Raw genomic sequence first — 25,866 nt, forward strand, 5'->3', positions numbered from 1 at the left:
CTGTTCTATTAGATTTAGCTACTAAATCTTCCTAACTAAATCTTACTTACTAAATTTGCGCAAAATTATGTGAGTGCTCTTTAACGTAATCAGGCATTTCTGCAATATCAATAACGTCAGTAAATCTTGGCGTTTGCTTTTCAAGATTGCGAAGCATACTAGGAGCTTTCGTATTAGTTTCTTTACTAAGAGCATCCATGCACTCAAAATCGTTCATATCTTGCACGTTTTGAAGAGACAAAGCTTGAGCCACAACTCGTGGGAATTTATACGGGCTTGCAGTGCTTAAAAGCACTCGCGGCACGCTTTCGTCATGTGGAATATGTTGCATAACGAAGTAGCCGCAAGCAGTATGAGGATCAATCATATACTTATATTTGTTCCAGCAATCGTTAATAGCGTCACGAATCTGATTCTCATTTGCCCATCCGCAACCAAATAGATTGCGTATTTTAGCGAGCAAATCTTCAGGAATCTCAAACGCACCCCACTGAGCTAAATCGTTCATAAGCATTTGAATCAAACGCGTATCTTTATCGCACATGTAATAAAGCATTCGCTCCAAATTGGAAGAAACTAGAATATCCATAGAAGGAGCAACAGTGTGGTGGAAAGTGCGCTGACGGTTATAAGTGCCGCTTACCAAAAAATCAAATAGAACGTTATTGCTATTGCTTGCAACAATAAGATGTTTTACAGGAAGACCAAGCATTTTTGCGTAATATCCTGCAAGAATATCGCCAAAATTGCCAGTCGGCACGCAAAACTCAACTTCGTCACCAAGCTTTACTGCTTTACGCTCAACAAGCTGCTTATAAGCCGCAAAATAGTACACGACTTGCGGCACAAGCCTGCCAACATTAATCGAATTAGCTGAAGATAGCGAAGTGTTTTCGTTCTCCTTCAGATTTTTAGTAAGCTCACTATTAGTAAATATTTGCTTTACGCCAGTTTGAGCATCGTCAAAATTGCCGCGAACTGCGCAAACTCGCACGTTCTCGCCGGTTTGAGTTGTCATTTGCAATTCTTGAACGCGGCTAACTTTGCCTTCTGGGTAGAAAGTAATCATAGAAGTGCCAGGAACGTCCGCAAAACCAGCCAAAGCTGCTTTTCCAGTATCTCCAGAAGTTGCGGTAAGAATCATAACTTTTTGATTGCTTTGTGACTCGCCATCTTCACTTTGGCTTTGGGTTTCACTTTGGCTTTGGGTTCGAGACATTAATTGCGGCAACATTTGCAAAGCTACGTCTTTAAAAGCGCAAGTAGGCCCGTGGAAAAGTTCCATAACATAATCTTTAGTTGAACCAAGCTGCGCAAGAGGCGTAATAGCAGAATCCGACCATTGATCTCCGTAAGCAAGTTTTATGCAATCAGAAAGTTCTTCTTTAGAATAATCAGGAAGCAAAATTTGCAAAACATCTTGCGCAATTTCTTGATACGTTTTGTTTGGCAAATTAGAAATATCGTAACGTACGCTTCCTAGACTATCGTCTACAAATAATCCGCCATCTTCAGCAATACCTTGACGAATTGCCTGTTTGGCTGTGCATGTTGGCTTTTGCGAACGCGTGCTATGGAAAGTAGCTGTATCTTTTGCCATAATGTCTCCGTAACCAAGTGTTTATATGGAATACTTAGCAAATTATTTGCAAGTCTGCTATAAAATATGGTACCTGAAGCGCTGGGCGAACGGGCGTGTGCTAATCTCATATTTATGACAACTTTTGATTCTAAACAGGAAAATAACGTCAATAATCTACAAGGGGGAACGTTGAGCGTTGACGATTTAGTTAATGAGCGTGCAGATTCAGCAAGGCTTGCTTGGCGAGACTTTTCCAAAACGGATACTAGAACAAAAAATGAGCTTCTTGAAAAAATGGCAGACGCTTTGGATTTAGCAGCTTCGCGTATTGCTGCCGCTAATGAAAAAGATTTAAATGAAGCTAAAGCGCACGGCATGGATGAAGGAAAGCTCGACAGGCTTAAATTTGACGAAGAGCGCATTAAAAAATCTGCTCAAAGCGTTAGAAATATTGCGCAATTGCAAGATCCTGTTGGGGAAGTAGTTCGTGGGTACACTCTTCCTAATGGAATTAAGCTTTCGCAAGTGCGCGTGCCAATTGGCGTTATGGGAATGATTTATGAGGCTCGCCCGAATGTAACTATTGATGTTGCAGCTTTGTGCATAAAGTCCGGTAATGCTGCGATTTTGCGCGGTGGAAGTGCAGCTCAGCATACGAATCATGCCAGCATTGAGGTTATTCAGTCGGTTCTTAAAGAAGCTAATTTTAGTGCGAATTTAATTCAGTCGGTTGACGATTTGGGAAGATCGGGAGCTACGGCAATGATGCACGCGCACGGGCATATTGACGTTCTGGTTCCTCGAGGCAGCGCAAATCTTATTGCTACGGTTGTCCAAGAGTCTACAGTGCCGGTTATTGAAACTGGAGCTGGCAACGTGCATATTTATGTTGATGAAAGCGCTGATATTAAAAAAGCAATCCCGATTGTTATTAATGCAAAAACTCAGCGCGTAGGCGTGTGCAATGCTGCAGAAAAATTGCTGGTGCATAAGAATATTGCGCAAGAATTTTTACCGCAAGTTGGCGCTGCTTTAGCTGAACATAATGTTATTTTGCATGCTGACGAGAAATCTTACGAAATTTTGCAAAATGCTAATATTGCTGGTTTGCAACTTGAGCACGCAAACGGCGATGATTGGAAGCGCGAGTATTTGTCGCTAAATATGGGTGTAAAAATTGTGGAAGATGACTTCGAGGCTGCAAATCATATAGCTAAATATTCCACAGGGCATACTGAAACAATTATTGCTGAAGATTACGCTACTATTCAGCGTTTTATTGCGAATGTAGATTCAGCAGTAGTGATGGTGAACGCTTCGACGCGCTTTACGGATGGTGGGGAGTTCGGCTTTGGTGCGGAGCTTGGAATATCGACGCAAAAATTGCATGCAAGAGGCCCGATGGGTTTGCGCGAAATGACCACAACCAAATGGATCGGCTACGGCAGCGGTCAAGTTCGTTTATAGTTTTTGCACTGAGCGTGTACGTTCGCGCGCTCCAAATGTGAGGTGGTTTTCTCGTGTTTGGAGCGATGAGTGGCCTTAGACCCTCCAAATGCGAGATGATTTCCCCGCGTTTGGAGCGATGAGTGGCCTTAGACCCTCCAAATGCGAGATGATTTCCCCGCGTTTGGAGCGATGAGTGGCCTTAAACCCTCCAAATGCGAGATAGTTTCCTCGTGTTTGGAGCGGCGCGCCACACCAAGCAAGTAAAAATTATATGTACTGGTTTTAATAGTTACGTGGCGGTAATGTAAGAGTATGCCTAATAGTATGCCTGAGAATAATGTGAATATGACTCCTGCTGAAGCGCTTGATATTGCAGCTGAGCGCTTGTCGATTGTGCGCTACGTGTTTTTAGTGCAAATTGAGGATGGTATTGCCTCCGCGCAACAGCGTTCTTCACTCGAGTATGCAGATGCCGTGTTAATGGGTTGGCCGGATTCAGATTCTAACGATGTGACTCTTCCGGAAGAAGATACATTCGAAAATGTTCTTTTGCACATGCGCAATATGGAGACGCAAATTACTAAATTTAGTGAATTAGAGCGCGCGCACGATGTTAATGGCATGACAGATATGCTTGCTCAAATCACGGAGTCTGTGGCAAATATTCGTAGCGTGTACGAGCCTGGTTTCCCGTTGCCGACTTTTTCTGAAATTCAGCGCGTTGTGCAAGATGAGTGGAGTGAGGAAATCGGCAATATTAATCCGGATAGTGCGAATGTTGCTTCTGGAGTAGTGAACGAAACGCAAGAGGAAGATAAGGAATCTGAATCGTATGAATCCTGAAGCTCGCACGGATGAAGAGCGTCGAATGTCTGACTTGTTTCAGGGCTCGTTCACTGGAAAAGAATCAGTTCCTCCTGCTGTAGCAAATTCAACTCGTAAGCGCACTTCTGCTCGCGGTAACGTTCATGAGCGTCAACGAATTGGTATTATGGGTGGAACTTTTGATCCTATTCATAATGGCCACTTGGTTGCAGCTTCGGAAGTTGCGTGGGTTTATGATTTGGACGAGGTTATTTTTGTTCCAACCGGTAGGCCTGTTTTTAAGCTTGATAAAAAAGTTACGAATGCTGAAGATCGTTATTTAATGACGGTTATTGCAACGGCTTCTAACCCTAAATTTACTGTTTCTAGAGTTGATATTGACCGTCCGGGAGTGACTTACACTATTGATACTTTGCGAGATATTCGCGCTCAGCATCCGGATGCGGAATTGTTCTTTATTACTGGCGCGGACGCTGTTGCGGAGATTATGCAATGGAAGAATGCGCGCGAAATGTGGAATTTGGCGCGTTTCGTGGCTGTTACTCGCCCGGGGTATTCAAGGCCGGAAAAGTTGGCTGATTCTAATTCGCTTTTGCTTCCTCGAGAGCCGTTAACGAATGACACTGGCGTTGTAATGCACTGTGATGACATGGTTCATTGTGATTCGAAACATTTACCGGTTGATATTTTGGAGATTCCGGCTTTGTCGATTTCTTCTACGGATGTTCGTCGTCGCGCTGAACACGGTGAGCCAGTTTGGTATTTAGTTCCTGACGGCGTTGTGCAATACATCGTTAAGCACGGATTGTATCGTTCCTAACTTTATTTTCGTCGGTATTTTAATCGTATTTTAATTGATATCTTCGGCTTGTTGCTGCAAGTCTTCGCAAAAAGTTACTATTAATTATGTTCATTTCGCGAACTAAAGCGAACTAACGTTTGGAGATATGGTGAGCATCGTCCTTGAAGGAAAGCCAGATAAAAACCTTGTTCTTGTTACCGGTCGCGCCCATCCAAAGCTTGCGCGCGATGTAGCAGATCAGCTTGGCATTGATGTACTTGAAACAACGGCTTACGATTTTGCTAATGGCGAAATGTATGTTCGTTATACGCAGTCTGTGCGCGGTACGGATGTGTTCGTGTTGCAAAGTCACAGCGACCCTGTTAACAAGTCCATTATGGAACAGTTGATTATGATTGACGCTTTGAAGCGTGCGTCTGCTCGTTCTATTACCGCAGTTTGCCCACTTCTTGGCTATTCTCGTCAAGATAAGAAGCATCGCGGACGTGAGCCTATTTCTTGCCGTTTGATGTTTGATTTGCTTAAGACTGCTGGCGCTGACCGCATTATGAGCGTTGATTTGCACGCTGCTCAGTCTCAAGGCTTCTTCGATGGTCCAGTTGATCACTTGATTGCTATGCCAGTTTTGGTTGATTACGTGCGTGATCGTTTCCGTGACGATCTTGCAAATGTAACTGTTGTGTCTCCAGATGCTGGTCGTATTCGCGTTGCAGAACAGTGGGCGCAGCGTTTGGGCGGCGGTCCTTTGGCATTTGTGCATAAGACTCGCGATATTACATGCCCGAATAAGACTGTTGCAAACCGCGTTGTTGGTGACGTTGCTGGTCGCGATTGCGTTATGGTTGACGACTTGATTGATACTGCTGGCACTATTGCTGGTGCTTGCAACGTGTTGAAGGAAGCTGGCGCTAAGTCGGTTACGGTTGTTGCAACTCACGGTGTGCTTTCTGGCCCTGCTGTTGAACGTTTGAAGAATTGCGGCGCTCGCGAAGTTGTGTTGACGGACACTGTGCCTATTCCTGAAGAAAAGCGTTGGGATGGTTTAACTGTTCTTTCAATTGCTCCTCTTCTTGCAAGCGCAATTAAAGCAGTGTTTGAAGATGGTTCTGTTGCAAAGCTTTTCGACACTTACCCAGAGCATCACGGCCAAGGCTTCCTATTTGCATAAACCCAATAATGTGCGTGTGCGCCACGCCAATTTGACGTTTTTTATTATTATGGCATAATGGTGACTTGGCGGTTTTTCCGCCGTTCCCTCATGGTGTAATGGCAGCACACGGGTCTTTGGAACCCTTTGTCTTGGTTCGAATCCAGGTGAGGGAGCTTGTATAAACGCTACTTGGTTTAACCGGGTAGCGTTTTTGCTTTGTGTAAGCGGTAAGACGTAATAGAATTAAATACGGTATAAATTTTTTAAGTGAATTTAAGTGAAGGAGCTTGCGTGGAAAAGCATGAGGTAGCTGCAGCAATTATTTTGGCAGCAGGTGAGGGGACGCGCATGCGTTCTGCAATGCCGAAAGTTTTGCATCCGTTTGCTGGAAAAACTTTCTTAAATCGTGTTATGGATGCTATGGCTGGCGTAAATCCTAATAAACTTGCTGTAGTTGTGCATGCGCAAGCTGAACTCGTAACCGCTGCCGCTGTTAGCTATAACAAGAATGTGCATATTGTAAATCAGGACGAAACTCCAGGAACTGGCCGTGCAGTGCAGTGCGCTATTAAAGATCTTAACGAAATCGCAAAAAAAGAAACTGGAGAATCACTAAAAGGAGCTGTATTAATTGCAGCAAGCGATATGCCTCTTTTGGACACTCAAACTCTTCAATCTTTAGTAGATTTTCATAACAATAACGGCAATGTAGCAACGGTTCTTACAGCAGTATTAGACGATTCTACTGGCTACGGTCGTATTGTTCGCGAAGCTAACGGTGACGTTTTGCGAATCGTAGAGCATAAGGATGCAAATGCTGGAGAGCTTGCAATTAAAGAAGTAAACACTTCCGTATACGTGTTTGATGCCGATGTGCTAAGTGACGCAATCGCAAATCTCAATTCTCAAAATGCTCAAGGCGAATTCTACTTAACGGACGCTTTGGAACATGCTCGAAAGTTTGGTCATGTGGGCGCAATGTCTGCTCCAGATTCTCTTACTGTAGAAGGCGTAAATACGCGAGTGCAATTGGCTGCGCTCGCAAAAGCTTATAATAAGCGCGTGTGCGAGAAGTGGATGCTTGAAGGCGTAACTATTCTTGATCCGGATACTACTTGGATTGAAGACGACGTTACTCTTGCTCAAGATGTGACGGTTCTTCCTGGCTGCTTCCTTCAAGGTCATACTACTGTTTTAAGCGGCGCTGTTGTTGGCCCTTACACAACTCTTATTGATGCGCAAGTTGACGAGGATGCTGTAGTTGAGCGTTCGCGCGTGCAAGAATCGCATATTTGCAGGGCTGCTAACATTGGTCCGTGGACGTATTTGCGCGCAGGAAACGTGCTTGGTGAAGAAAGTAAAGCCGGCGCTTTCGTGGAAATGAAGAAAGCGCATATTGGTAACGGCACTAAGGTTCCGCATTTAAGCTATATTGGCGATGCTGACTTGGGTGAGCATACGAATATTGGTGGCGGCACTATTACAGCAAACTATGATGGCGTGCATAAGAATCATACGAGTATTGGTTCTGGCGTTCACGTTGGTGCAGGTAATCTTTTTGTTGCTCCAGTAAATGTTGCGGATGGCGTAACTACTGGTGCTGGCTCTGTTGTGCGTCACGATGTTCCGGCTGATTCTATGGTGTATTCGGAAAATACGCAGCACGTAATTGAAGGCTGGAAGCCTGCTTGGGAACGCTAAATTATTTATAAAACGGCTTTAAAAGGCGGTAGGTTATGGTTGATTTTGTTGAAAACGCAACTAAGTCTCACAATGTGAATTTAAATAGTAATCATGAAGGACTTGCGCGTTCTGTTATGCTTGTTCGTCACGGCCAGACGCCTTATAATGCGCAGTTTCGACTTCAAGGCATGATTGATATTGCTTTGGACGAGTCGGGAATGGATCAGGTGACTCGCTCTGGCAAGGCTTTGCGCGTGCTTTTTGGCGCTTCTGATTTGGAAGATCCAAAGGATCCGAATAGCGAAGAGCATGTGCGTATTACGCCTGAGGAAGCAGACGCTAGTTTTGTGGCAATTGTTTCTCCGCTTATTCGTGCGCAGCAAACAGCTCACGCTTTTGCGGATAAGCTTGGGCTTAATGTGCATGTTGAAAATGGCGTGCGCGAGCGCTTTTTTGGCGAGTGGGAAGGTTTGAACCGTCAGCAGATTAGCGAAAAATGGCCGGAAGATTTTAACGCTTGGGTAAAAGGCGAAGGCGGTGAGCTAAACCACGGTGCAGAAACTAAGCAGGAAGTTGGAGAGCGCGCAGCTGCAACTATTGAACAGTGGGCGCGCAAAACCGGTTCTGACCGCGATTTGCTAGTGTTTTCGCACGGCTCTTGCCTTTCTCAAACTGTTCATAAGCTTCTTGGATTAGACAAGGTGGATCCTTCTTATAAGACGATTGGCGGAATGGGAAACGGCCGCTGGGCGCGCTTAATTCCAAGTCTTAACGCGGATGGTTCGATTCGTTGGCGTTTGGATGCTTACGATCAAGGTCCTGCAGCTGATCCTACAAGCCAGCGTCTTATTCGCATTTGGGGAGCAGCTTAATCTGCGTAATCTCTCCTTTTTACCGCTTATATTTCGAAAACTACCGTTTAGCGATTTTGTAAAGACAGACTATTTACAGTGCCGTATAGTCAAAATTACAAAACAAAAAGCTAGCAAAGCTTAAGAAAAGTTAGAAAAAGCTAGCAAACGCTAACGGTAGTATTACGGAAAGGAGGCTTTATGAAAGTAACAATTGCTATTGTGCCGCCAGAAGAAGAGCAGTCCGCTCAATTGTCGGTTCACAATATTGACGATAACCTTAAACGCATTATAGCAAATTTGCAAAGCGTTGATTCTAAAAATGCAGAAGCAAACAACGCCGAAAATAATACTGATAATGCCGAAAATAATACTGCGAATGCGGCAAATAGCAACAATAATTCATTCATATACGGTTATATTAATGATTCGATTATTGTTATGCACGAGCCGGATGTGATTATGATTTGCGTAGAAAATTCGCGCGTAATCATTCACAGTGATAAAGGCGAGTGCGTGTCTTACAAGCGCCTAATGGATTTCGACAATCCGCAATTCGCGTCGTTTGTGCGCATATCTAAATCCGCAATTGTGAACTTAAATCGCATTGTTCGAGTCGATCCAGGATTCGGCGGAAGTATGAGCGTAAAAATGGACGACGGAAGCGTTGAGTGGATTAGTCGCAGATGCTTATCTGGGTTCAAAAAGCGCTTAGGAATGTAGTTTTAAACGTATTTTTTAATACTAATTTTTTAATACTAAATTTTAATACTAATTTTTTAATACTTAAAAAGGAGACGATTATTATGGAAAAGCAAGTTACAACAATAGGCAAAACAATGGTAAAAAACATTGTTAAAGGCATTGGCATAGGATGCACTATTTTTACTGCAATCAGTTTTGTGTCAAGCCTGTTAGCGCATACCGCGGTGGGAAACAGAATTGCATCTTATGCTGTAGCGTCGTTTGTTATTGGCATAGGCTATGGAGTGTTCGCTATTTTTTGGTCGAATGAGCGTATGTCAAATCTCGCAAAATTCGTTTTTGCGCTAGTTCCACCAATTGCTATTCAATTTATTGTGTCGGTGATTGTTGGATGGATTTCATTCAAAGATGAGCCAGCTGTGATTTGCGGATGGATTGCGTTCACTGTTATTTTCCCGATTGCAATTGCTGCAGTAATTTATTACTTCGAGAAGAAGAAAGCGGAAGAAATGAACGCTAGATTGTGCGCATTGCGTAAAGAAAGCAAGTAAAATTTCAAAGTAAATAATTGAAGTAAAGAATTGAGTGGTGTTCATCTTCGCCGTTGAGGACGAACGCCACTCGATATTGTATGCCGCCTGCTTGAAACGTACTAATTCGGCGTTTTGCGCAAGCTACGAATTAGTCCTTTGCGATTGTTTTGCCGGCAGTAGCTCCAGAAGTCAAGTCCTGAATCTCAGTGATTTCCATAACTGGAACTGCAGCTGGCTTCTTTGTGCCTTTTTCTTCGGCCACTCGCACTTGCTCCTCGTAAATCGCGTCATCCGTGTGAAGAGTTACGGTTCCACGGAAGCGATAGCCCTTCTTTTCTGCCAAATTAGCAAAAGCAACCACTAGCTGGCTGCCGTCTTGCAAGTTCTTAAAATGCTGGCCGGCAGTGCGCTCGTGGTATGCCAAGTGGTTATCGTCAAGCACGAACATAGACATCTTCGGTCCTAAATCAAGCTCGCCGTCTTTGCTAATCGTTGCAATCCAAGCCAAATTATTCGCAATAAATTCCTTCATATCAGAGTTAAGTGTTGCCATAATATTTCCTTTCTTAAAAAATCATTGCGTACTTTCTTCGTACGCAATTTATAAGCCTACACTGCTACCTTACGCTGATTTAGAATCGTATACGAGTGCGTATTGCAAAAAATTAAGCAGTTGTGATATAAATCACCGAATTTTCTAAAAGTTACGTAAGTGAAATATATAAAGCAAAATATTCAAGTACACCGGTTTTATGAAGTGTATATCGGAAATTTTCCGGAGGAACGCCGAAAAGCTGTACTTTTCCCGATTTTGTGGCTATTCTGTGTATTTTATAAACTAAATTCACTTAATAAAAGAAAATTTTAAGGAAGCGACTTTAGGGAAGTAAGTTACCGAAGTAAGTTACTTAAGTAAGCATCTTTATTGAAGCATTTCTAGTGAAGCATCTTTTATTAATGAAGCAACTTTTATAGTTGAAGGGGGAGGCATTATGAAAGCTAATGATGAAACAGCTAAAAAGCTAGTTGATTGCTCTGGCATGCCTAAAGGCAAAAGTGTTCATACTGCTCAGCTTATGTTGTTGGCTTGCGCTGCTATTTGGGGTGGCAGCTACGTTTCTTCAAAATATGCTCTCGAAGTTTTCCCTGTTCAATGGCTTATGGGCGTTCGCATGGTTGGTGCTTGCGCAATTATGGCTGTTATTTTTTTCGGCACTCTTCGCAAAACTTTTACTAAAAAATTGATTATTCCTTCGCTTTTAACTGGAGTCACATATTACGCGACTTTAGTTTTGCAAACTGAAGGCTTGCGTTTTATTGACCCTGGTCGTAGCGCGTTTCTTACTGCAGCTTATTGCGTTATTGCGCCATTTTCTGCGTGGCTAATTGTTAAGAAAAAGCCGACGCTTTTGGGGTTGCTTGCTGCTGTTGCGTGTGTTGCGGGCGTTGGATTTGTGGCGTTAAAACCGGGAATGCTTGTGCTAACGCTATCTTATGGCGATATTCTAACTCTTTTATGCGCTGCAGTTTTTGCGTTTAATCTTACGTTCCTTGCGTATTATTCTCGTAAATATAATCCTGTAACTTTAACTTTTGGACAATTTGTTGTTTCAGGAGTGCTTTTTGTTGCTGGCGCTCTTTTATACGAGCCTTTGCCTAATTTTAACGGCGCAGATCATCTTTCTATTTTTGCCAATATGTTCTACCTAACAGTAGTAGTAACAGTAGTTGCGCAAATTCTGCAAAACTACAGTTTGGTTAATCTTTCTACTGCAAATGCTTCCGTAATTATGTGCACTGAAAGCTTGTTTACTTTACTGTTTTCGACTGTTTTCTATCATGAGCACGTGTCTGGAATGGCTTTTGTGGGGTTCGCATTAATATTCGCGGCTATTGTTATTGCAGGCTTGGGAGAGCATTATGAAGATAAGAAAATGCTGTGCAATTCTTACGCTGAGTGATACCATCATTGTAGTAATGATGTTTGTAATAGTGTTGTGCATTTTGCCTAATATCTTTGGCATGCAATTGACATATTAGCTAAGGTACATACGTGAAGAATTTCTTTAAAGGTATATCGTTTACGCAAGTGTTAGCTGGTTCGCTTGCTGCTGTGACATCCTTTTTACTTGCTTCTAAAATCGGTATTGCTGGCTCTGTTATAGGCGTTGCTATTGGTTCGATTGTGTCGGCTGTAGCTTCTCAACTGTACCAAAATGTTATTCACGCTTCGTCTAAAAAATTATCGGAAGTAAATCCTAATAATTCTTCCAAGCTTTCTAATGATGAAGCTAATGATGAAGCTGAAACTCTTAATATGTATCCTGCAAGTAGTGCTGAAGCAAGAAAAGCTGGTTATAAAGTCGCTGGAGATGACGCTAGTATGGCATATTTTCAACAGAATAATGAAACAAATTCTGGCCGCACAATAAGCTCTAAAACTAGTAACCCAGAATTAGAAAATACGCGCGTTTTAGAGCTTTCAGCGTTACGAAAGCAGCGTGAAGAAGATATTGCGCTTTCGGAAGGCTCAGTTTCGGAGCCAATGCCGTTATCTCAAGCGGTTCGTGAAACTTATGGAGCAAATTTACAAGAGCGTACTAACAGAAGTAACCGTAGCGCAACTATTGTTATTGCAATTATCAGCGCTCTTGTTGCGGTTATTCTTACAGCTGGAGTTGTGCTGTTTATAACGCAAGGCAGGGGAACGGATAATATAAATCAGCCTACTATAGAAAAGCCGCAGCCTCAGCCGCAAAATCAGCAATCGCCGCGCGTAAATAAAAATAACAATAAACAAAAACGCAACGAAAGCGATTCTGAAAATCACGATTTAAATGATGAAGATTCTAATAAGTCTAATGGCCACGAAAACGGGGATAATTCTTCATCTGGTCATTCTGAAAACGAGACTGGAGGAGAAGGAGCTGCCGGAGGTACTGGCGCAAATTCGGGAGATTCGCTTGGAGGAGGAAGTGGCTCTGTAGGCGGCTCTGGTGGTAGTGCTGGTGGTAGTTCTGGAGATAATTCCGCAGATGGCTCTGGTGCTGGAAGTGGCACGGGTGCTGGAAGTGGCGCTGGCTCTGGCGCTGGAAGCGGAGCTGGCGCTGGAAGCGGCGAAAGTGCTGGCGGTGCGAACGGAAATTCTTAAGTTAAGAATTTTGCGTATTCAACTAAATTCGACACGCCCATTTGGATAGATTGCGTATTTGTTGTATTCTATCAAAGGTTCGTTTGAACCGCACAATTAAAAACGGGGCTATGGCGCAGCTGGTAGCGCATCTCCATGGCATGGAGGGGGTCGGGGGTTCGAATCCCCCTAGCTCCACAATTTATCTCGGCAAGTTAAGTAATTTGCCGAGATTTTTTTTTATTCAATTTCGCGCCACGCCGCATTGTTTTGCGTTTGTCGCTAAGTTGTACTAATAATGAACACCATCGACCAGAGGTCGCGCTTAACAAGAGTAGCGAGCATGAGCTAGGGAAAGCGTTGAATGCTTGTGAAAGGGGAGAGCGCCGAAGTTTACTGCTGATTCCCGAAGGCAGTGAGCTGGGACTTGGTTTAATATGCCAAGGACTGTCGCAGCGAGTCGGCATTCGCTGCGGAGAGCTATCGACATGCATGCTGATGCTTGTTTTTGCCTCTGATACGACACAAAAGGAGGAAAAAATGAGTGATAATTCATTATCATCTGCTGATACACAAACTGCTGAGCAAAATCACGATGTTCACCGCGCTTTAAAAACGCGACATATTTCCATGATTGCTTTAGGCGGCAGTATTGGTACCGGCTTATTCGTTGCAAGTGGTGCCACAATTCACATGGCTGGTCCTGGCGGCGCTTTGCTTGCTTACGGCGCAATTGGCATTATGGTTTATTTCCTTATGACATCTCTTGGTGAAATGGCCACTTTTATGCCTATTAGCGGTTCGTTCGCATCGTATTCCGGACGTTTTATTGATCCTGCGCTCGGCTTTGCAATGGGATGGAATTATTGGTTTAACTGGGCTATTACAGTTGCGGTTGACGTTAGTACTGCGGCAATTGTTTTGCAATACTGGTTCCCGAAAGTACCAATATGGATTTTCTCACTTTCGGTTCTTATGCTTATTTTGCTTATTAACGTTCTTACAGTTAAGTGCTTTGGTGAAACAGAATACTGGCTTTCTATTGTAAAAGTTCTTGCAGTAATAGTATTTCTTGTTGTTGGTTCCCTTACGATTGTTGGCATTATTGGCGGTAAAGCTACGTTCTTGCAAAACTTCACTCATAAGGATGCTCCGTTTGCTGGAGGCGTTCCTGCAGTTCTGTGTGCGTTTGCTATTGCAGGCTTCTCGTTCCAAGGAACTGAGCTTATTGGTATTACAGCAGGCGAGTCTGCAACTCCTGAAAAGAGCATTCCAAAGGCTGTAAAGCAGGTGTTCTGGCGTATTCTTCTTTTCTACATCCTCGCAATTTTCGTTATCGCATGCATTATTCCTTACACCAGCCCAAATCTTCTTGGATCTGAAGCAAGCGATATTGCTATTAGCCCATTCACGCTCGTATTCCAGCGTGCAGGCCTTGCAGCCGCTGCAGCAGTTATGAATGCTGTTATTTTGACTTCTGTTATTTCTGCAGCAAATTCCGGCATGTATGCTTCTACGCGAATGCTTTATGCGCTCGCAAAAGATGGTAATGCTCCAAAGTTGTTTGGAAAGGTTAGCTTGCGCGGTATTCCAGTTCCAGCTTTGATTGCAACTTTTGTAGTTGCTTTGTTTACTTTCTTCATGAGTATTTTTGGTTCGCAAATATACATGTTCCTTGTTGCTGCAAGTGGTTTAACAGGCTTTATTGCTTGGGCTGGTATTGCAGCAGCTCACTACCGCTTCCGTAAGGCGTATGTGGCTCAAGGACATTCTTTGGACGATTTAGTTTACCGCGCAAAGTGGTATCCGTTCGGACCGATTGTTGCATTCCTTCTGTGCGTTTTGGTTATTATTGGTCAGGATTTGCATTCCTTCGCAACTCTTAATTGGCAAGCTATTGGCATTACGTACATGTCTGTGCCGCTGTTCTTGATTTTGTACGTTGGTTACAAGATTAAGAATCATACTAAGGTTATTCCGCTTGATGAAGTTGATTTGGCAGGTATTAAAGCTGCTAATAAAGCAAGAGCTGAACAATCTGTAGATGCGTTAAATAAATAACATAATTCATATAATAAAAACTCCCAGCGGTAAATCCGTTGGGAGTTTTTTTATTGAGAAATTATTAAACAGTTTAGATTTTATTTAGTTCTTTTTCGTTGCTTTACCATTGTCTACTATATCTGGCCTTTTTTGTACTCCAGTTTCTGATGATTTCTTACCATCTTTTGGAGCTGTTGCTGGAGGGTTGTTTGCGCCTGGCTTCGCGGTAGATGGGTTGGCCTGTGGCGTCGTCGGGGTTGTGCCTGGCTTCGCGGTAGATGGGTTAGCCTGTGGAGTCGTCGGGGTTGTGCCTGGCTTCGCGGTAGATGGGTTGGCCGTGCCTGGCTTCGCGGTAGATGGGTTGGCCGTGCCTGGCTTCGCGGTAGATGGCTTGGCTGTTCCTGGCTTCGTATCAGTTTTTTCAGGTTCTAGAGTTTTAGGATCTAGCTGTGGATTCTTAGGATCTTTACCGTCTTTTCCGTCACCCTTTCCATCGCCTTTACCGTCTTTATTGTCTTTTCCGTCACCCTTGCCATCGCCTTTACCGTCTTTATTGTCTTTTCCGTCACCCTTGCCATCGGCTTTACCGTCTTTTTTGCCGTCAGTCTTTTCTTCGACTTTGCTAGGCTCATCTTTGCTATTGCTAATTATTGAAGGAACCTGATTTTTGCCTGGAGTAAGCTTTGCCCTGCGAATTACGTTTCCGGTAAGCTTCCTAATCTCTTGCTTTTCTTTTTCTTTCTTATCAGCGTTCTGATTTGCTGCGCTATCCGCGTCTCCGCTATCTTTATCCTGATCTTTTCCAAGACTATCGAGGTAATCGTTGTCTTTGTTAAGAATATCAAAAGCTATTTTTCTAACTTCTTTTGCTCTGCTAACATACCATTCAGATGCTGCAACTGCTTGAGCGCCTTGAGCACCAAGTTCTTCTGGCGAATTTGCTGTGCAAGCTACTGCAGAAGGAGCTTTTTCCTTAAGAATTTTTGTAAGCGCCATTCCTTCTGGGGTAGAGTCATCTGCAAGACTTGTGAAAATATCATTGTGAATTAAAGTTTTCCAAGTATTGCTGGCCTTCATAACTTGTGCTACTTTAACTTCGCACTGTCTTCTTGCTAACTTAGTTTTTTCTGTTTGCTTTACGTACCATAACGTTCCGCAAATTGTAAGTACTACAGCAAGCACCACAATGCCAACAACAAGAGTAATCAGCTTTTTGTTGTTAGCATTTTTTCCTGTGCTTGAAGATACGTGCTGAACCATATGCATCCTCTGTTTATTAGTAATTTCTCAATATTCGTATTTTGCAATACGTAACATGTATATACTACGCCGAAGCGTTTATTTAGCCACACCTGTTTTCTTTTAACAAAAACAAAAAAAGCCACTGGATAACCAGTGGCTTCGTGGCTCCTGCGGCTGGGCTTGAACCAGCGACCATTCGATTAACAGTCGAACGCTCTGCCAACTGAGCTACGCAGGAATATCTGCTGTGTTTGGCTGTGTGCCGCGCACAAGACATTTATATTACACCAAATTTTTTAAGATGCAAATATTGCGTGTTTGGGCGTGTCGCGATTAATTGTTGTTTCGAATGTTTTATAAATATAAATGTTTTATCCACAATTGCATAAAATACTAGGCTTTTTGCGGATGGATTGTAAGACTTATAAAAGCTCGTTTATAAAGCAAGCTAAAGCAAGTCGCATAAAAGGGGGGTATATGCGTAGTTTTTATAATAAATATTTTCGTATTAAAGCAGTACTTAAGAAATTGTTGCGTGAAGATTTAAAAAAACGAAAAAATTACGAGTTATTTTGCCGATTGATTGCCAGTTTAGGAATTTTTGTAATACTTGCTTTTTTATTAACTGTATTATTTTGGCAATCGGAGATTTCGCAAAATAATCATCATTTGCAATATTATGTTTCAAAATCTGCTGGAGTATGTTGCCATAAATGTGCTCTTGCTAAAAAATCTGCCAGTGATGAAACATGTCATTCGGCTTTTAAGTGGCCTGTAAAACATCCGCGTATTGTAAAATCCTTTAATCCGCCTCCAAAACCGTGGATGGCAGGTCATCGCGGAGTTGATCTAGCAGCTCCCACTGGCACGCCCTTGTTTGCGCCTGCAGACGGCGTTATTAGCTTTGCTGGAAAAGTTGCTGGTAAATCTGTTGTAACAATTCGCCATGGAGAATTAACTTCAACTTTTGAGCCTGCAGTAACTAAGTTCAGTGTTGGAGTTTCTGTAAAACAGGGCCAAAATTTTGCTCATGTTGAAGGAGGTTCGGATCATTGCAAAAATACTTGCGTGCAATGGGGTCTTAAGCGTAAAAATCGCACTTATGCAAATCCTGTAGGTATGACAGCGCGTCGACGCATAGTATTAAAGCCAGTAGAATAAAAAATAATTTGTAGAAAACTTAACAAAATTTATGCCAATCTTGTAGATATCGGCATAGTGTGAGTGCTGTGTGTTGCGTATAGTAAAGATATACTCAACTTCAGCAGATAGAGGAGCGCATATGAAGGAATATTCTCGTCCACTTGATGAGACGCTTGATACAGATGTTAATGTTTTCTCGCTGCTGGAAGATAGAGCATCTCGAACCCCTAATAGTTCCTTGATTGAATACGTTGGTTCAAACGGCTCTTGGGAATCATATTCTGCGCAAGAGTTTCGAGATATGGTAATTGCTGTTGCTAAAGGATTTATTGCTAGAGGAGTTATGCCAGGAGACACTGTGTCGATTATTGCGCATACTTCGTGGCAGTGGACCGTTTTAGATATGGCAATTATGTCTATTGGTGCCGTAACAGTGCCAATTTACGAAACAAGTTCTTCTTTGCAAATTCAGCATATTATTCAGGATTCTTCAGTTAGCTCAATCTTTGTTGAATCTTCCGATATGCTTCCAAAAGTAGAAGCTGCTCAAGAAGAATGTCCTACGCTTCACGACGTGTATGTTATTACTCGAGGCGCTGTTGACGCTTGCATTGAATACGGCAAATCTGTTACAGATTCTGAGTTTTATGAGCGTGTTCACGCGGTTTGTGGAAGTGATTTAGCAACAATTGTGTACACTTCTGGTTCAACGGGCGAGCCAAAAGGTATTGAGCTTACTCACAGTAATTTCGCTTTTATTGCTAAGTCGGGTGTTATTTCTATGCCGGATATTGCGTTTAAGGGAAATCCTAGACTTATGCTGTTTTTGCCTCTTGCGCACGTTTTTGCAAGATTTATGCAATTATTCTGTTTTTCTGGAAATGTTACGCTTGGTTTAACTAGTAATTTAAAAACAGTTCTTAATGATTTTAAAACTTTTAAACCAACGTTTATTCTTGGCGTTCCGCGTATTTTTGAAAAAATTTATAATGCTGCTTCTCAAAAAGCAGGTAGGGGAGTTAAAGGTTTTATTTTTGCTTACGCTGCAAATACTGCGCGTCAATGGTCAAGAGCCCAGCAGTCTGAGCAAATGGTTCCGCCTATGCTTGCTTTAAGCCACGCATTATGCAAAAAATTAGTGTATAAGCCACTTTTGCAAGTATTTGGAGGATCTGTTTCTTACGCAATTTCTGGTGGCGCTCCTTTAGATTTGTCGATTGCGCATTTCTTTAACGGAATCGGATTGCCGCTTTTGGAAGGCTATGGCATGACCGAAACTTGTGCGCCTTCTATGGTTAATCCAACAACTGGATACCGTATTGGAACTGTTGGCTTGCCTGTAAAAGGCGTTTCTGTGGCGATTGCGGACGATGGTGAGCTGTGTATTAAAAGCCCTGCTGTTTGCAAAGGCTACCACAACAATCCTGATCTTACGCGCCAGCAGATTATAAACGGCTGGTTGCATACAGGCGATTTTGGTTCTTTGGATTCCGACGGTTTTGTGCGTATTACTGGCAGAAAAAAGGATCTTATTATTACAGCCGGCGGCAAAAACTTATCTCCAAACGCTTTGGAAGCTTCACTAATGGCTTCACCAATTATTTCTCAAGCTGTTGTTATTGGAGACAGAAAGCCTTTTGTTGCGGCTATTATTGCGCTTGATTTAGCTGAAGTAAATTCTTGGCTTTCTTCTCGTGGAGCTTTAAAAGTTCGTTCGTTGAAGGAAGCTTCACAAAACGGAATTGTTCGAGCGGAAGTTGAGCGTGCTGTTACTAAATCTAATTCCTTAGTTTCTAGAGCTGAATCTATTCGCAAGTTTGAAATAGTTCCGGACGCTTTTACGCAAGCTAACGGTTTGATTACTCCAAGTATGAAGGCACGCCGTCAAGCGGTTGTAGAGCGATACAACGACCTTATTGAGCATGTTATTTATGCTCCGCGCAAGCGATAGTTTGTGTTTGAAGCTTATAATCCTGCGTCTGCTAAAGAAATATAGCCTGGGTCAATTAGTCGCGATTTCAAATTAGTTGCGCTTACTGCAAGAAGCTGCTCGTTAATCGTTGGAACTGTTACGCCTTTAGCAAGCATTGTTTGCGTTGTTGCGATTTTTTTATCTAGCATTCCGTACATGTTCAACGAATAGCAAGTAGAAGTAATGTCGTGAGCAATTTGCGTTTGATGCTCAATTGTTGTCATCCACTGCTTGCCGCTTACAATATTCGGCATAATGTTCTTGTATGCGCCGTAACCTGTAATTGCTGGCCATTGTTTTGCACGCGAAGCATCTTGATCTTCAGCTTTATTTTGCTGATTCTTAGACTTTTCTTCATCATTATTCGTTTTGCTGCGAGGAGCTGGAACAGGTCGCCTAGTAAGATTGCGCTTTCCAATAAAATTGCCAATAACATCCGGCAAAGTGAATGAAGGATTTATGTTTGCTGCACTTCCTTCGTATCCTAAATCGCTTAACGTTTGCACTGTTTGTAAAGCAACTTGATCGTCAAGAGCAATAATTCCGTCCACGCGCATAGGTGTTTTAGAAAGCAAATTATTCTTGTGCGTAATACGCTTCGTTAATTCTTCTTTTACAGAATCCGCGTCGTCGGCATCAAAAGCTACATTAGCCCAATCTTTTTCTGTGCTATTTGCGTGCAATTTTCCAGAAGTTGTTAGCAAAGTTCCAGAAGCAAAATATGGTCTAAGTACTTTCCACATTCCTGCAAAAGCTTCTTTTGCGAAATCGTCTTTAAAATCGTGCGTTTCGTCATTTTCTGTATTGTTTTCCGTATTATTCAAACCATTTTTTGCGGAATTATTGCCGTTATTATCGCTATTATTATCTTGCGATGTTCTAGAATTGCTGTTTTTAAAGCTTACTATTTGCGAATCCGTGTTTTTTTGATTATGGCAAGGCAAAAGTATTTCAATATAGCGCGGATTTTCGCGAGTAGCACGATCAAGAGCGAGCTTTTGTGCCAAAGTTGCTGCTTGAGTTTCGCCAATACTTTTTGCGTCAGAAAGGTGGAATAGCACGTCAGGCTGGAATCCAGGAACGAACCTAGAAAGCATTACAACATGTATTCCTGCTTTTTTAGCAAGTAGAAGAGAAGAAGCTAAACGTTTTTCTGCGCGAATCGTATTAGTCTCGATACTATTCTCGCTACTGTTTTCGCTATTATTCTTGCTACTGTTTTCGCTCTTATCTTCTTTATTTTGCGAAGTTTTTTGATCGTCTTTTACTTCTTCATCACTGCTAGTATCTGGAAGCGTAGTGTAGTCTCCGTAATTATTATTGCCATTCTTATTTGCCCAAGGAGCAATAACAATAGTTGTTTTACTAAGCTGCTTTTTAATTTTTGCGTTTGCTTTTTCAAAATCTAATTTAGATTTATTATTTTGATTTTCTAAACGTAACGGTGTAAGCAAATTTACTACGTAATCTTGCACATCTTGGCTTTGTTGCTCAAGACTAGAAGAAGTTTTCGTAACAATAGAATTATCGCTAAAACCTTTAGTTTTTAAATCTTTTACGAGTTCTGGAACAAGAGTATCCCATGTGCTTAATGGCTTATGACGCATTAAAGCCAAACCGTCAGCAGGCGTAAAAATAACTACATTGCCGCTATTTTTCTGTGTAGAATTTTCTTGGTTAGAAGCGCTTTGCGACGGTGTTCCGCATGAACTAACAACAAATAGCATAGAAACTAAAGCTGTTAGCGTAATAAGCGTACGATGCAAAATGCGGTTTCGCAAACGAATCATAATAGTAATGGCCTTTCGTAATTTTTACGATTAAGTCGGTAAATTTATAAAATTTTTGTTAGTTTTGTGCTTTCGTGCGTCAATAATTAGCTGTTTATTACTCTTCTGCACATATCGCGATATTCGCTTACGTATCCTCCTCCAAAGAATACGCAGTGGCCGGCAATAGGGTAAAGCTGCCAAATAATCATGCGCTTTTCAAAACCTGCCTTAAGCGGATGCACAGACTGGTATCCATCCAAAATCTGCTTAAAGTAACTTATTCCAAACAGATGAAGCATAGCTAAATCTTCTTCGCGGTGGCCGCCGTGAGCTGCAGGATCAATCAGCACAGCTTCCGTATGCTCTCCATCCTCGCTTTTAGTCCACAAAACATTTCCGCTCCACAGGTCGCCGTGTACGCGCGCAGGCTTATCTTCTGCGCTTCGGCCCAATAAATTAGGCAACGCATCAATAACTTCGTTTGTAAGATTTAAATCGCTTTTAGTAAGCTCTCCGCGCGAAATACCAAGCTCAACCATAGGGCGCAAGCGACCGTCCGCAAGGTAGTCAATAACATTGCTCCATGTGCCTGTTGGCATATCAACCGGGTCACTTAAAGGTCCAAAATAGCATGTGCCGTCGTAACTTGCCGGAGCTTGACCAAAATATTTAGCACCATAGTCGTGCATGTGAGCAAGAGAGGCTCCAAACTCGAAAGCAGCCAAAGGAGTTGGGGAAACGGTATCGATGCGCTCAATATTTAAATAATCCTTACCCCAGTCGAAAACTTTTGCAACTCTAGGACCGCCAAACTTGTGAGCTTCTTCAAGCCATTGAAGTCCCTTGCCTTCGCATTCAAAAAAACGCTCAGGTGCGTATGATCTACTTTTCGTGTACACATTATTGTTCATAGCAACCTTCTTACGTTAAATCATGCAATATTACGCTTTATGCTTACACACTTAGTAAATATTTGACGAATAAACTAAATTATTCCCAATCAAACTATTTTACTGAAGTATTAGCACAATCAGGCAAGCTGTGTTTAAACGCAGGGCAGAAAGTTTTAGCGAACTGGTAACCAAAAAGCAATCCTGCTAAAAATAGGGCTGCGCCCAAACCTGTGTAAAACACTGCAATAAACTGTTCGGGAGCTACGTTAGTTGCGCGCAAAGCAATTCCGCCAGTCATCATAAAAGCCATAATTATAAAAGATTTTACGTCAAAGAATTTAAGGAAAAATTGTTTTTCTTTGTATGCGAGGATTCTTTGAGTATGTTTTTTAACGAGTTTTCCAAAAATAAGGAATTGGAATATTGCAAAAACAATAAGCGACAAAGCGTAATTTAGTGGTTGCAAATAATTCTGGTAAGCCAACAAGCCAATCTTAAGAATATTAAAACCGGCAGCACTCCAAACTAAGCAAGCAATAAGAAGTAACGTATTTTTTTGTACTTTCAATTCACAACCTCTTTAATATTTATAGTTTTATTGAATTTTACCTAATTTTCTAATCTTTATTTGCTTAAAAACTTTATTTACTATTGTAATGATTTATTTTGCGAAATAAGCATAAAAGCTTAATTTTGTGCGCGTATTAGGAAAACTTACGCTAAAACTACGTATTTTCTTAAATAAATATCAATAAAACTTGTAAAAAGTGTTGCATAATGACTGCATAAGACGCTATAGTCCTAGGGTATGAACGACAACGATCAACAGTATGCAACAGCTGACAATAAAGCTACTATTGCTGAGCCAGCTTTTCGTTACAACGCGCAGCTCGCACAAGACATTGAGCAGCGCTGGCAAAAAACCTGGGACGAGCAAGGCACGTTCTGGGCTGCTAATGTTAAAGGCGATTTGAAGGATGGCGAAGGCAAGCTTGCTGATGGTCGTCCTTCTTTCTTTGCTATGGACATGTTCCCGTACCCTTCCGGAAAAGGCTTGCACGTTGGGCATCCTCTTGGATACTTGGCAACAGACGTGGTAAGCCGCTACCACCGCATGAAGGGTGAAAACGTGCTTCATGCAATGGGTTACGACGCTTTTGGTTTGCCAGCTGAACAGTATGCTGTGCAAACAGGCCAGCATCCACGCATCACAACTGAAGCAAATATTGCAAATATGCGCAGGCAGCTGCATCGCATGGGCTTAAGCTTCGACGATCGCAGATCTTTTGCAACAATTGACACGAATTATGTGCGTTGGACGCAATGGATTTTCTCAAAGCTTTACGACGCTTGGTATGACGTTGATTTTGTGCGCAAAGACGGCGGAAAAGGTTCTGCTCGACCAATTGCTGAGCTTGTTGACGAGTTTAAGAGCGGCAAGCGCGAAATTCCGGGATTTGCCGGCAAAAAGTGGGAAGAACTTAATAAAGTAGAGCAGGCGGACGTTTTAAACGACTTCCGTATTGCTTATATTTCTAAATCTCCTGTAAATTGGTGCCCAGGTTTGGGAACTGTGCTTGCAAACGAGGAAGTTACTGCAGAAGGAAAGTCTGAGCGCGGAAACTTCCCAGTATTCCAACGCAACCTTCGCCAATGGTCCATGCGAATTACAGCTTACGGACACCGCTTGGTAGAAGATTTGAACACTATTGATTGGCCAGAAAAAGTTAAGCTTATGCAGCGCAACTGGATTGGCGAATCTCACGGCGCTTCCGTGCACTTTGAAGTGCCATGCGCAGACGGCGAAACGCGCGATTTGGAAGTGTACACAACTCGTCCAGATACGCTTTTTGGCACAACGTTTGCGGTTGTTTCTGTAGACCACCCAATTCTTGAGCATGTGCCAGAAGCTTGGGGTGCGGATGTTCCAGAAAGCTGGAAGGGCGGATACGCAAGTCTTAAAGAAGGCTTGGCAGAGTATCAAGCTCAAGCTCGCGCAAAAACTGCTAAAGATCGCACGGAAGACGCGGGCGCTAAAACCGGCTTGTTCACTGGTCTTTATGCGATTAATCCTGTAACTGGAGCAAAACTTCCGCTCTTTACTGCAGACTACGTGCTTATGGATTACGGCACAGGCGCAATTATGGCAGTTCCTGGCGGCGACCAGCGCGACTACGATTTCGCAAAAGCATTCGGCTTGCCAGTAATCTACACTGTGGAGCCTTTGCCTGATTCTGACGAAAAGTTAGCAGACTACGAAGGAAATGCTCCTTTCGTATCTCACGACGGAATTGTTATCAACTCTGCAGTAGAGCATACGCACAAGCTTGGTGACGAATTGTCTATTAACGGTTTGCGCGTAGACGAAGCTATTAAAAAGGTGACGACTTGGCTTGAAGCTGCAGGCGTAGGAAAAGGCAGGGTTTCTTACCGACTTCGCGACTGGCTGTTCTCTCGCCAGCGCTACTGGGGTGAGCCATTCCCAATCGTTTATGATGAGGATGGTGTAGCTCACTTGGTGCCGGATAGCGAGCTTCCAATTGCTTTGCCGGACGTTCCAGATTATCAGCCAAAAACTTACGCTCCAGACGACGCAAATTCGGAGCCTGAAGCGCCTTTGAGCCGAAACGATGATTGGGTAAAAGTTCAACTCGATCTTGGCGACGGCGTAAAAACCTACTACCGCGACACCAACACAATGCCAAACTGGGCTGGTTCCTGCTGGTACTACATGCGCTACTTGGATCCAAACGACGCTGAGCACATGGTTGACAGCGACGAATACGACTACTGGATGGGCACAAACCGCCCAGGCAAAGAGCACGTTTCTGGCGGCGTTGACCTTTACGTTGGTGGTGTAGAGCACGCAGTTTTGCACTTGCTTTACTCAAGGTTCTGGCATAAGGCGCTTTACGACTTGGGTTACGTGGATTCTGCTGAGCCTTTCCACCGCCTGTTTAACCAGGGCATGATTCAGGCTTACGCTTACACGGATGAGCGCGGACAGTACGTGCCAGCCGACGAAGTTGAAGAAGGCGCTTCAAACGGCGCTGGTGAGCCAACCTTTACATGGCATGGCGAGGCAGTAAACCGCGAGTTCGGCAAAATGGGCAAGAGCTTAAAGAATATTGTGACGCCAGACTACATGTACGAAAACTACGGTGCAGACACGTTCCGCTTGTACGAAATGAGCATGGGTCCGCTTTCTGAGTCTCGCCCTTGGAATACACGCAACGTTGTTGGCGGCATGCGCTTCCTTCAGCGCTTGTGGCGTAACGTTGTTAACGAAGAAACTGGCGCTTGCGTAGTAACAGACGACGCACTCGACGAAAAAACGCTTAAGCTTCTTAACAACACAATTGCAGAAGTGACTGTGGAAATGGAAGCAATGCGTCCAAACACTGCAATCGCTAAGCTGATTGTGCTTAACAACCACTTAACTTCTCTTCCTCACGTGCCTCGCGCAGCAGTTGAGCCTCTGGTTCTTATGCTTTCTCCAATTGCGCCGCATATTTGCGAAGAAATGTGGAGCAAGCTTGGACACGCAAAGTCGATTGCTCACGCCGATTGGCCTGTTGCAGATTCTCGCTACGTTGGCGCGGATACCGTAACAGCTGTTGTGCAAATCAAGGGCAAAGTTCGTGCCAAACTCGAAGTTGACCCGAATATTGACGCTTCGGAGCTTGAAAAGCTCGCTTTGGAAGCTGTTGCAGATCGCTTAGGCGGCAAAGCTCCGCTTAAGGTGATTGTGAAGGCGCCGAAGATTGTGTCTATTGTGCCTGACGAGAGGTAAAATTCGGCTTAATTAGTGCTGTTAAGCGCGATTTTTCGCGCCTAACAGCACTTTTTTATTCTTGCGTATCGTCTATGAGTTTTGTAACTGATTTAGTCTTTTGGTTTTGACGAGGCTGGAAAATTTGTGTTTGCGCGGGCGCGACGACCTGCTTTCGCGCAGCATTGCGCGCGCGAAAGCAACTCGGAGCGGAAACTCGCTTAAGTTGGAAGTCCAGTGGACTTCCAACGCGAGTTTCGTAGCGAGCGCGTTAACCGCGCGAGCGTTCCTTCAGTCGCTTTGGCTGTTAAAGGTTTTA

At 43.1% G+C, this 25,866-nt stretch carries 20 protein-coding genes, 3 tRNA genes and 1 riboswitch; of the genes, 16 read left to right on the top strand and 7 right to left on the bottom strand.

All coding sequences use genetic code 11. The features are described 5' to 3' along the window. Positions 1-49: 49 nt before the first annotated feature. Entirely contained in the window at positions 50-1,600 is a 1,551-nt protein-coding gene (thrC, locus tag ACTJLE_RS01820) for a threonine synthase (protein ID WP_481267183.1), read from the bottom strand. Between the two features lie 114 nt (positions 1,601-1,714). On the opposite strand from thrC, the gene ACTJLE_RS01825 reads away from it, so the two are divergent. The 9 genes from ACTJLE_RS01825 (at position 1,715) to ACTJLE_RS01865 (ending at position 9,598) form a co-directional block, all read left to right on the top strand. Continuing rightward, positions 1,715-3,049, top strand: coding sequence for a glutamate-5-semialdehyde dehydrogenase (locus ACTJLE_RS01825; RefSeq protein WP_481267184.1), 1,335 nt, complete (start codon positions 1,715-1,717; stop codon positions 3,047-3,049). A gap of 306 nt (positions 3,050-3,355) precedes the next feature. Next, on the top strand, positions 3,356-3,874 hold the full coding sequence (locus tag ACTJLE_RS01830) for a phosphoribosylglycinamide synthetase (RefSeq protein ID WP_481267185.1): 519 nt from the start codon (positions 3,356-3,358) through the stop codon (positions 3,872-3,874). Continuing rightward, positions 3,864-4,676 carry a nicotinate-nucleotide adenylyltransferase gene (gene nadD, locus ACTJLE_RS01835; protein WP_481267186.1) on the top strand — a complete coding sequence of 271 codons (813 nt, stop codon included), beginning with the start codon at positions 3,864-3,866 and terminating at the stop codon, positions 4,674-4,676. Before ACTJLE_RS01830 ends, nadD begins: the two co-directional genes overlap by 11 nt. 127 nt (positions 4,677-4,803) lie before the next feature. Further along, positions 4,804-5,826: a ribose-phosphate diphosphokinase gene (locus ACTJLE_RS01840; protein ID WP_481267187.1), complete on the top strand. Its 1,023-nt coding sequence runs from the start codon at positions 4,804-4,806 to the stop codon at positions 5,824-5,826. Positions 5,827-5,910: 84 nt separating this feature from the next. Next, a tRNA-Gln gene (locus ACTJLE_RS01845) sits at positions 5,911-5,981 on the top strand. 118 nt (positions 5,982-6,099) lie between these two features. Further along, complete coding sequence (gene glmU / locus ACTJLE_RS01850; protein WP_481267188.1) at positions 6,100-7,509, top strand: bifunctional UDP-N-acetylglucosamine diphosphorylase/glucosamine-1-phosphate N-acetyltransferase GlmU; 1,410 nt, start codon at positions 6,100-6,102, stop codon at positions 7,507-7,509. A gap of 35 nt (positions 7,510-7,544) precedes the next feature. Next, positions 7,545-8,363 carry a histidine phosphatase family protein gene (locus tag ACTJLE_RS01855; protein ID WP_481267189.1) on the top strand — a complete coding sequence of 273 codons (819 nt, stop codon included), beginning with the start codon at positions 7,545-7,547 and terminating at the stop codon, positions 8,361-8,363. A gap of 180 nt (positions 8,364-8,543) precedes the next feature. After that, positions 8,544-9,065 (top strand): LytTR family DNA-binding domain-containing protein, encoded by a 522-nt coding sequence (locus ACTJLE_RS01860; protein WP_481267190.1) that lies wholly within the window; start codon positions 8,544-8,546, stop codon positions 9,063-9,065. A gap of 83 nt (positions 9,066-9,148) precedes the next feature. Then, complete coding sequence (locus ACTJLE_RS01865; protein ID WP_481267191.1) at positions 9,149-9,598, top strand: DUF3021 family protein; 450 nt, start codon at positions 9,149-9,151, stop codon at positions 9,596-9,598. Between the two features lie 130 nt (positions 9,599-9,728). Here the strand turns inward: ACTJLE_RS01865 and ACTJLE_RS01870 are convergent, their stop codons facing one another. After that, on the bottom strand, positions 9,729-10,133 hold the full coding sequence (locus ACTJLE_RS01870; RefSeq protein ID WP_119487258.1) for a pyridoxamine 5'-phosphate oxidase family protein: 405 nt from the start codon (positions 10,131-10,133) through the stop codon (positions 9,729-9,731). A 439-nt stretch (positions 10,134-10,572) separates the two neighbouring features. Between ACTJLE_RS01870 and ACTJLE_RS01875 the strand changes: the two genes are divergently transcribed. The 4 genes from ACTJLE_RS01875 (at position 10,573) to ACTJLE_RS01890 (ending at position 14,771) form a co-directional block, all read left to right on the top strand. Beyond that, on the top strand, positions 10,573-11,541 hold the full coding sequence (locus ACTJLE_RS01875) for a DMT family transporter (RefSeq protein ID WP_481267192.1): 969 nt from the start codon (positions 10,573-10,575) through the stop codon (positions 11,539-11,541). Positions 11,542-11,633: 92 nt separating this feature from the next. Continuing rightward, positions 11,634-12,731, top strand: a complete 1,098-nt coding sequence (locus ACTJLE_RS01880; RefSeq protein ID WP_481267193.1) for a hypothetical protein — start codon at positions 11,634-11,636, stop codon at positions 12,729-12,731. A gap of 104 nt (positions 12,732-12,835) precedes the next feature. Continuing rightward, positions 12,836-12,908: transfer RNA gene (locus ACTJLE_RS01885), tRNA-Ala, on the top strand. A 106-nt stretch (positions 12,909-13,014) separates the two neighbouring features. Next, a riboswitch (Lysine riboswitch) is annotated at positions 13,015-13,201 on the top strand. Positions 13,202-13,250: 49 nt separating this feature from the next. Then, positions 13,251-14,771 carry an amino acid permease gene (locus tag ACTJLE_RS01890; protein WP_481267194.1) on the top strand — a complete coding sequence of 507 codons (1,521 nt, stop codon included), beginning with the start codon at positions 13,251-13,253 and terminating at the stop codon, positions 14,769-14,771. An 84-nt stretch (positions 14,772-14,855) separates the two neighbouring features. On the opposite strand, the gene ACTJLE_RS01895 is transcribed toward ACTJLE_RS01890, so the two are convergent. Both ACTJLE_RS01895 and ACTJLE_RS01900 read right to left on the bottom strand, forming a co-directional pair. Further along, positions 14,856-16,013: an ATPase gene (locus ACTJLE_RS01895; protein WP_481267195.1), complete on the bottom strand. Its 1,158-nt coding sequence runs from the start codon at positions 16,011-16,013 to the stop codon at positions 14,856-14,858. A 144-nt stretch (positions 16,014-16,157) separates the two neighbouring features. Continuing rightward, positions 16,158-16,233, bottom strand: a tRNA-Asn gene (locus ACTJLE_RS01900). A 239-nt stretch (positions 16,234-16,472) separates the two neighbouring features. Between ACTJLE_RS01900 and ACTJLE_RS01905 the strand changes: the two genes are divergently transcribed. Further along, positions 16,473-17,156 carry a M23 family metallopeptidase gene (locus tag ACTJLE_RS01905; protein ID WP_481267196.1) on the top strand — a complete coding sequence of 228 codons (684 nt, stop codon included), beginning with the start codon at positions 16,473-16,475 and terminating at the stop codon, positions 17,154-17,156. 121 nt (positions 17,157-17,277) lie between these two features. Beyond that, complete coding sequence (locus ACTJLE_RS01910; RefSeq protein ID WP_481267197.1) at positions 17,278-19,089, top strand: AMP-dependent synthetase/ligase; 1,812 nt, start codon at positions 17,278-17,280, stop codon at positions 19,087-19,089. Positions 19,090-19,103: 14 nt separating this feature from the next. On the opposite strand, the gene ACTJLE_RS01915 is transcribed toward ACTJLE_RS01910, so the two are convergent. The 3 genes from ACTJLE_RS01915 to ACTJLE_RS01925 all read right to left on the bottom strand — a co-directional run bounded on the left by ACTJLE_RS01915 (position 19,104) and on the right by ACTJLE_RS01925 (position 22,343). Beyond that, positions 19,104-20,900: a substrate-binding domain-containing protein gene (locus ACTJLE_RS01915; protein WP_481267198.1), complete on the bottom strand. Its 1,797-nt coding sequence runs from the start codon at positions 20,898-20,900 to the stop codon at positions 19,104-19,106. 86 nt (positions 20,901-20,986) lie between these two features. Further along, positions 20,987-21,793 carry a fructosamine kinase family protein gene (locus tag ACTJLE_RS01920; RefSeq protein WP_481267199.1) on the bottom strand — a complete coding sequence of 269 codons (807 nt, stop codon included), beginning with the start codon at positions 21,791-21,793 and terminating at the stop codon, positions 20,987-20,989. 94 nt (positions 21,794-21,887) lie between these two features. Continuing rightward, positions 21,888-22,343: a hypothetical protein gene (locus ACTJLE_RS01925; RefSeq protein ID WP_481267200.1), complete on the bottom strand. Its 456-nt coding sequence runs from the start codon at positions 22,341-22,343 to the stop codon at positions 21,888-21,890. A gap of 240 nt (positions 22,344-22,583) precedes the next feature. Between ACTJLE_RS01925 and leuS the strand changes: the two genes are divergently transcribed. After that, the gene (leuS, locus tag ACTJLE_RS01930) at positions 22,584-25,568 is read left to right on the top strand and encodes a leucine--tRNA ligase (RefSeq protein WP_481267201.1); all 2,985 of its coding nucleotides are present in this window, start codon (positions 22,584-22,586) and stop codon (positions 25,566-25,568) included. The last annotated feature ends 298 nt before the right edge of the window (positions 25,569-25,866 follow it).

Source organism: Gardnerella sp. CCPDSM, from assembly GCF_056754715.1.

Coding starts and splice junctions, on each gene's coding strand:
- ACTJLE_RS01905 (WP_481267196.1), top strand. CDS start 16,473: ATGCGTAGTTTTTATAATAAATATTTTCGTATTAAAGCAGTACTTAAG.
- ACTJLE_RS01915 (WP_481267198.1), bottom strand. CDS start 20,900: ATGATTCGTTTGCGAAACCGCATTTTGCATCGTACGCTTATTACGCTA.
- ACTJLE_RS01865 (WP_481267191.1), top strand. CDS start 9,149: ATGGAAAAGCAAGTTACAACAATAGGCAAAACAATGGTAAAAAACATT.
- ACTJLE_RS01855 (WP_481267189.1), top strand. CDS start 7,545: ATGGTTGATTTTGTTGAAAACGCAACTAAGTCTCACAATGTGAATTTA.
- ACTJLE_RS01875 (WP_481267192.1), top strand. CDS start 10,573: ATGAAAGCTAATGATGAAACAGCTAAAAAGCTAGTTGATTGCTCTGGC.
- ACTJLE_RS01840 (WP_481267187.1), top strand. CDS start 4,804: ATGGTGAGCATCGTCCTTGAAGGAAAGCCAGATAAAAACCTTGTTCTT.
- ACTJLE_RS01825 (WP_481267184.1), top strand. CDS start 1,715: ATGACAACTTTTGATTCTAAACAGGAAAATAACGTCAATAATCTACAA.
- ACTJLE_RS01920 (WP_481267199.1), bottom strand. CDS start 21,793: ATGAACAATAATGTGTACACGAAAAGTAGATCATACGCACCTGAGCGT.
- ACTJLE_RS01910 (WP_481267197.1), top strand. CDS start 17,278: ATGAAGGAATATTCTCGTCCACTTGATGAGACGCTTGATACAGATGTT.
- ACTJLE_RS01895 (WP_481267195.1), bottom strand. CDS start 16,013: ATGGTTCAGCACGTATCTTCAAGCACAGGAAAAAATGCTAACAACAAA.
- thrC (WP_481267183.1), bottom strand. CDS start 1,600: ATGGCAAAAGATACAGCTACTTTCCATAGCACGCGTTCGCAAAAGCCA.
- nadD (WP_481267186.1), top strand. CDS start 3,864: ATGAATCCTGAAGCTCGCACGGATGAAGAGCGTCGAATGTCTGACTTG.
- ACTJLE_RS01870 (WP_119487258.1), bottom strand. CDS start 10,133: ATGGCAACACTTAACTCTGATATGAAGGAATTTATTGCGAATAATTTG.
- leuS (WP_481267201.1), top strand. CDS start 22,584: ATGAACGACAACGATCAACAGTATGCAACAGCTGACAATAAAGCTACT.
- ACTJLE_RS01890 (WP_481267194.1), top strand. CDS start 13,251: ATGAGTGATAATTCATTATCATCTGCTGATACACAAACTGCTGAGCAA.
- ACTJLE_RS01830 (WP_481267185.1), top strand. CDS start 3,356: ATGCCTGAGAATAATGTGAATATGACTCCTGCTGAAGCGCTTGATATT.
- ACTJLE_RS01860 (WP_481267190.1), top strand. CDS start 8,544: ATGAAAGTAACAATTGCTATTGTGCCGCCAGAAGAAGAGCAGTCCGCT.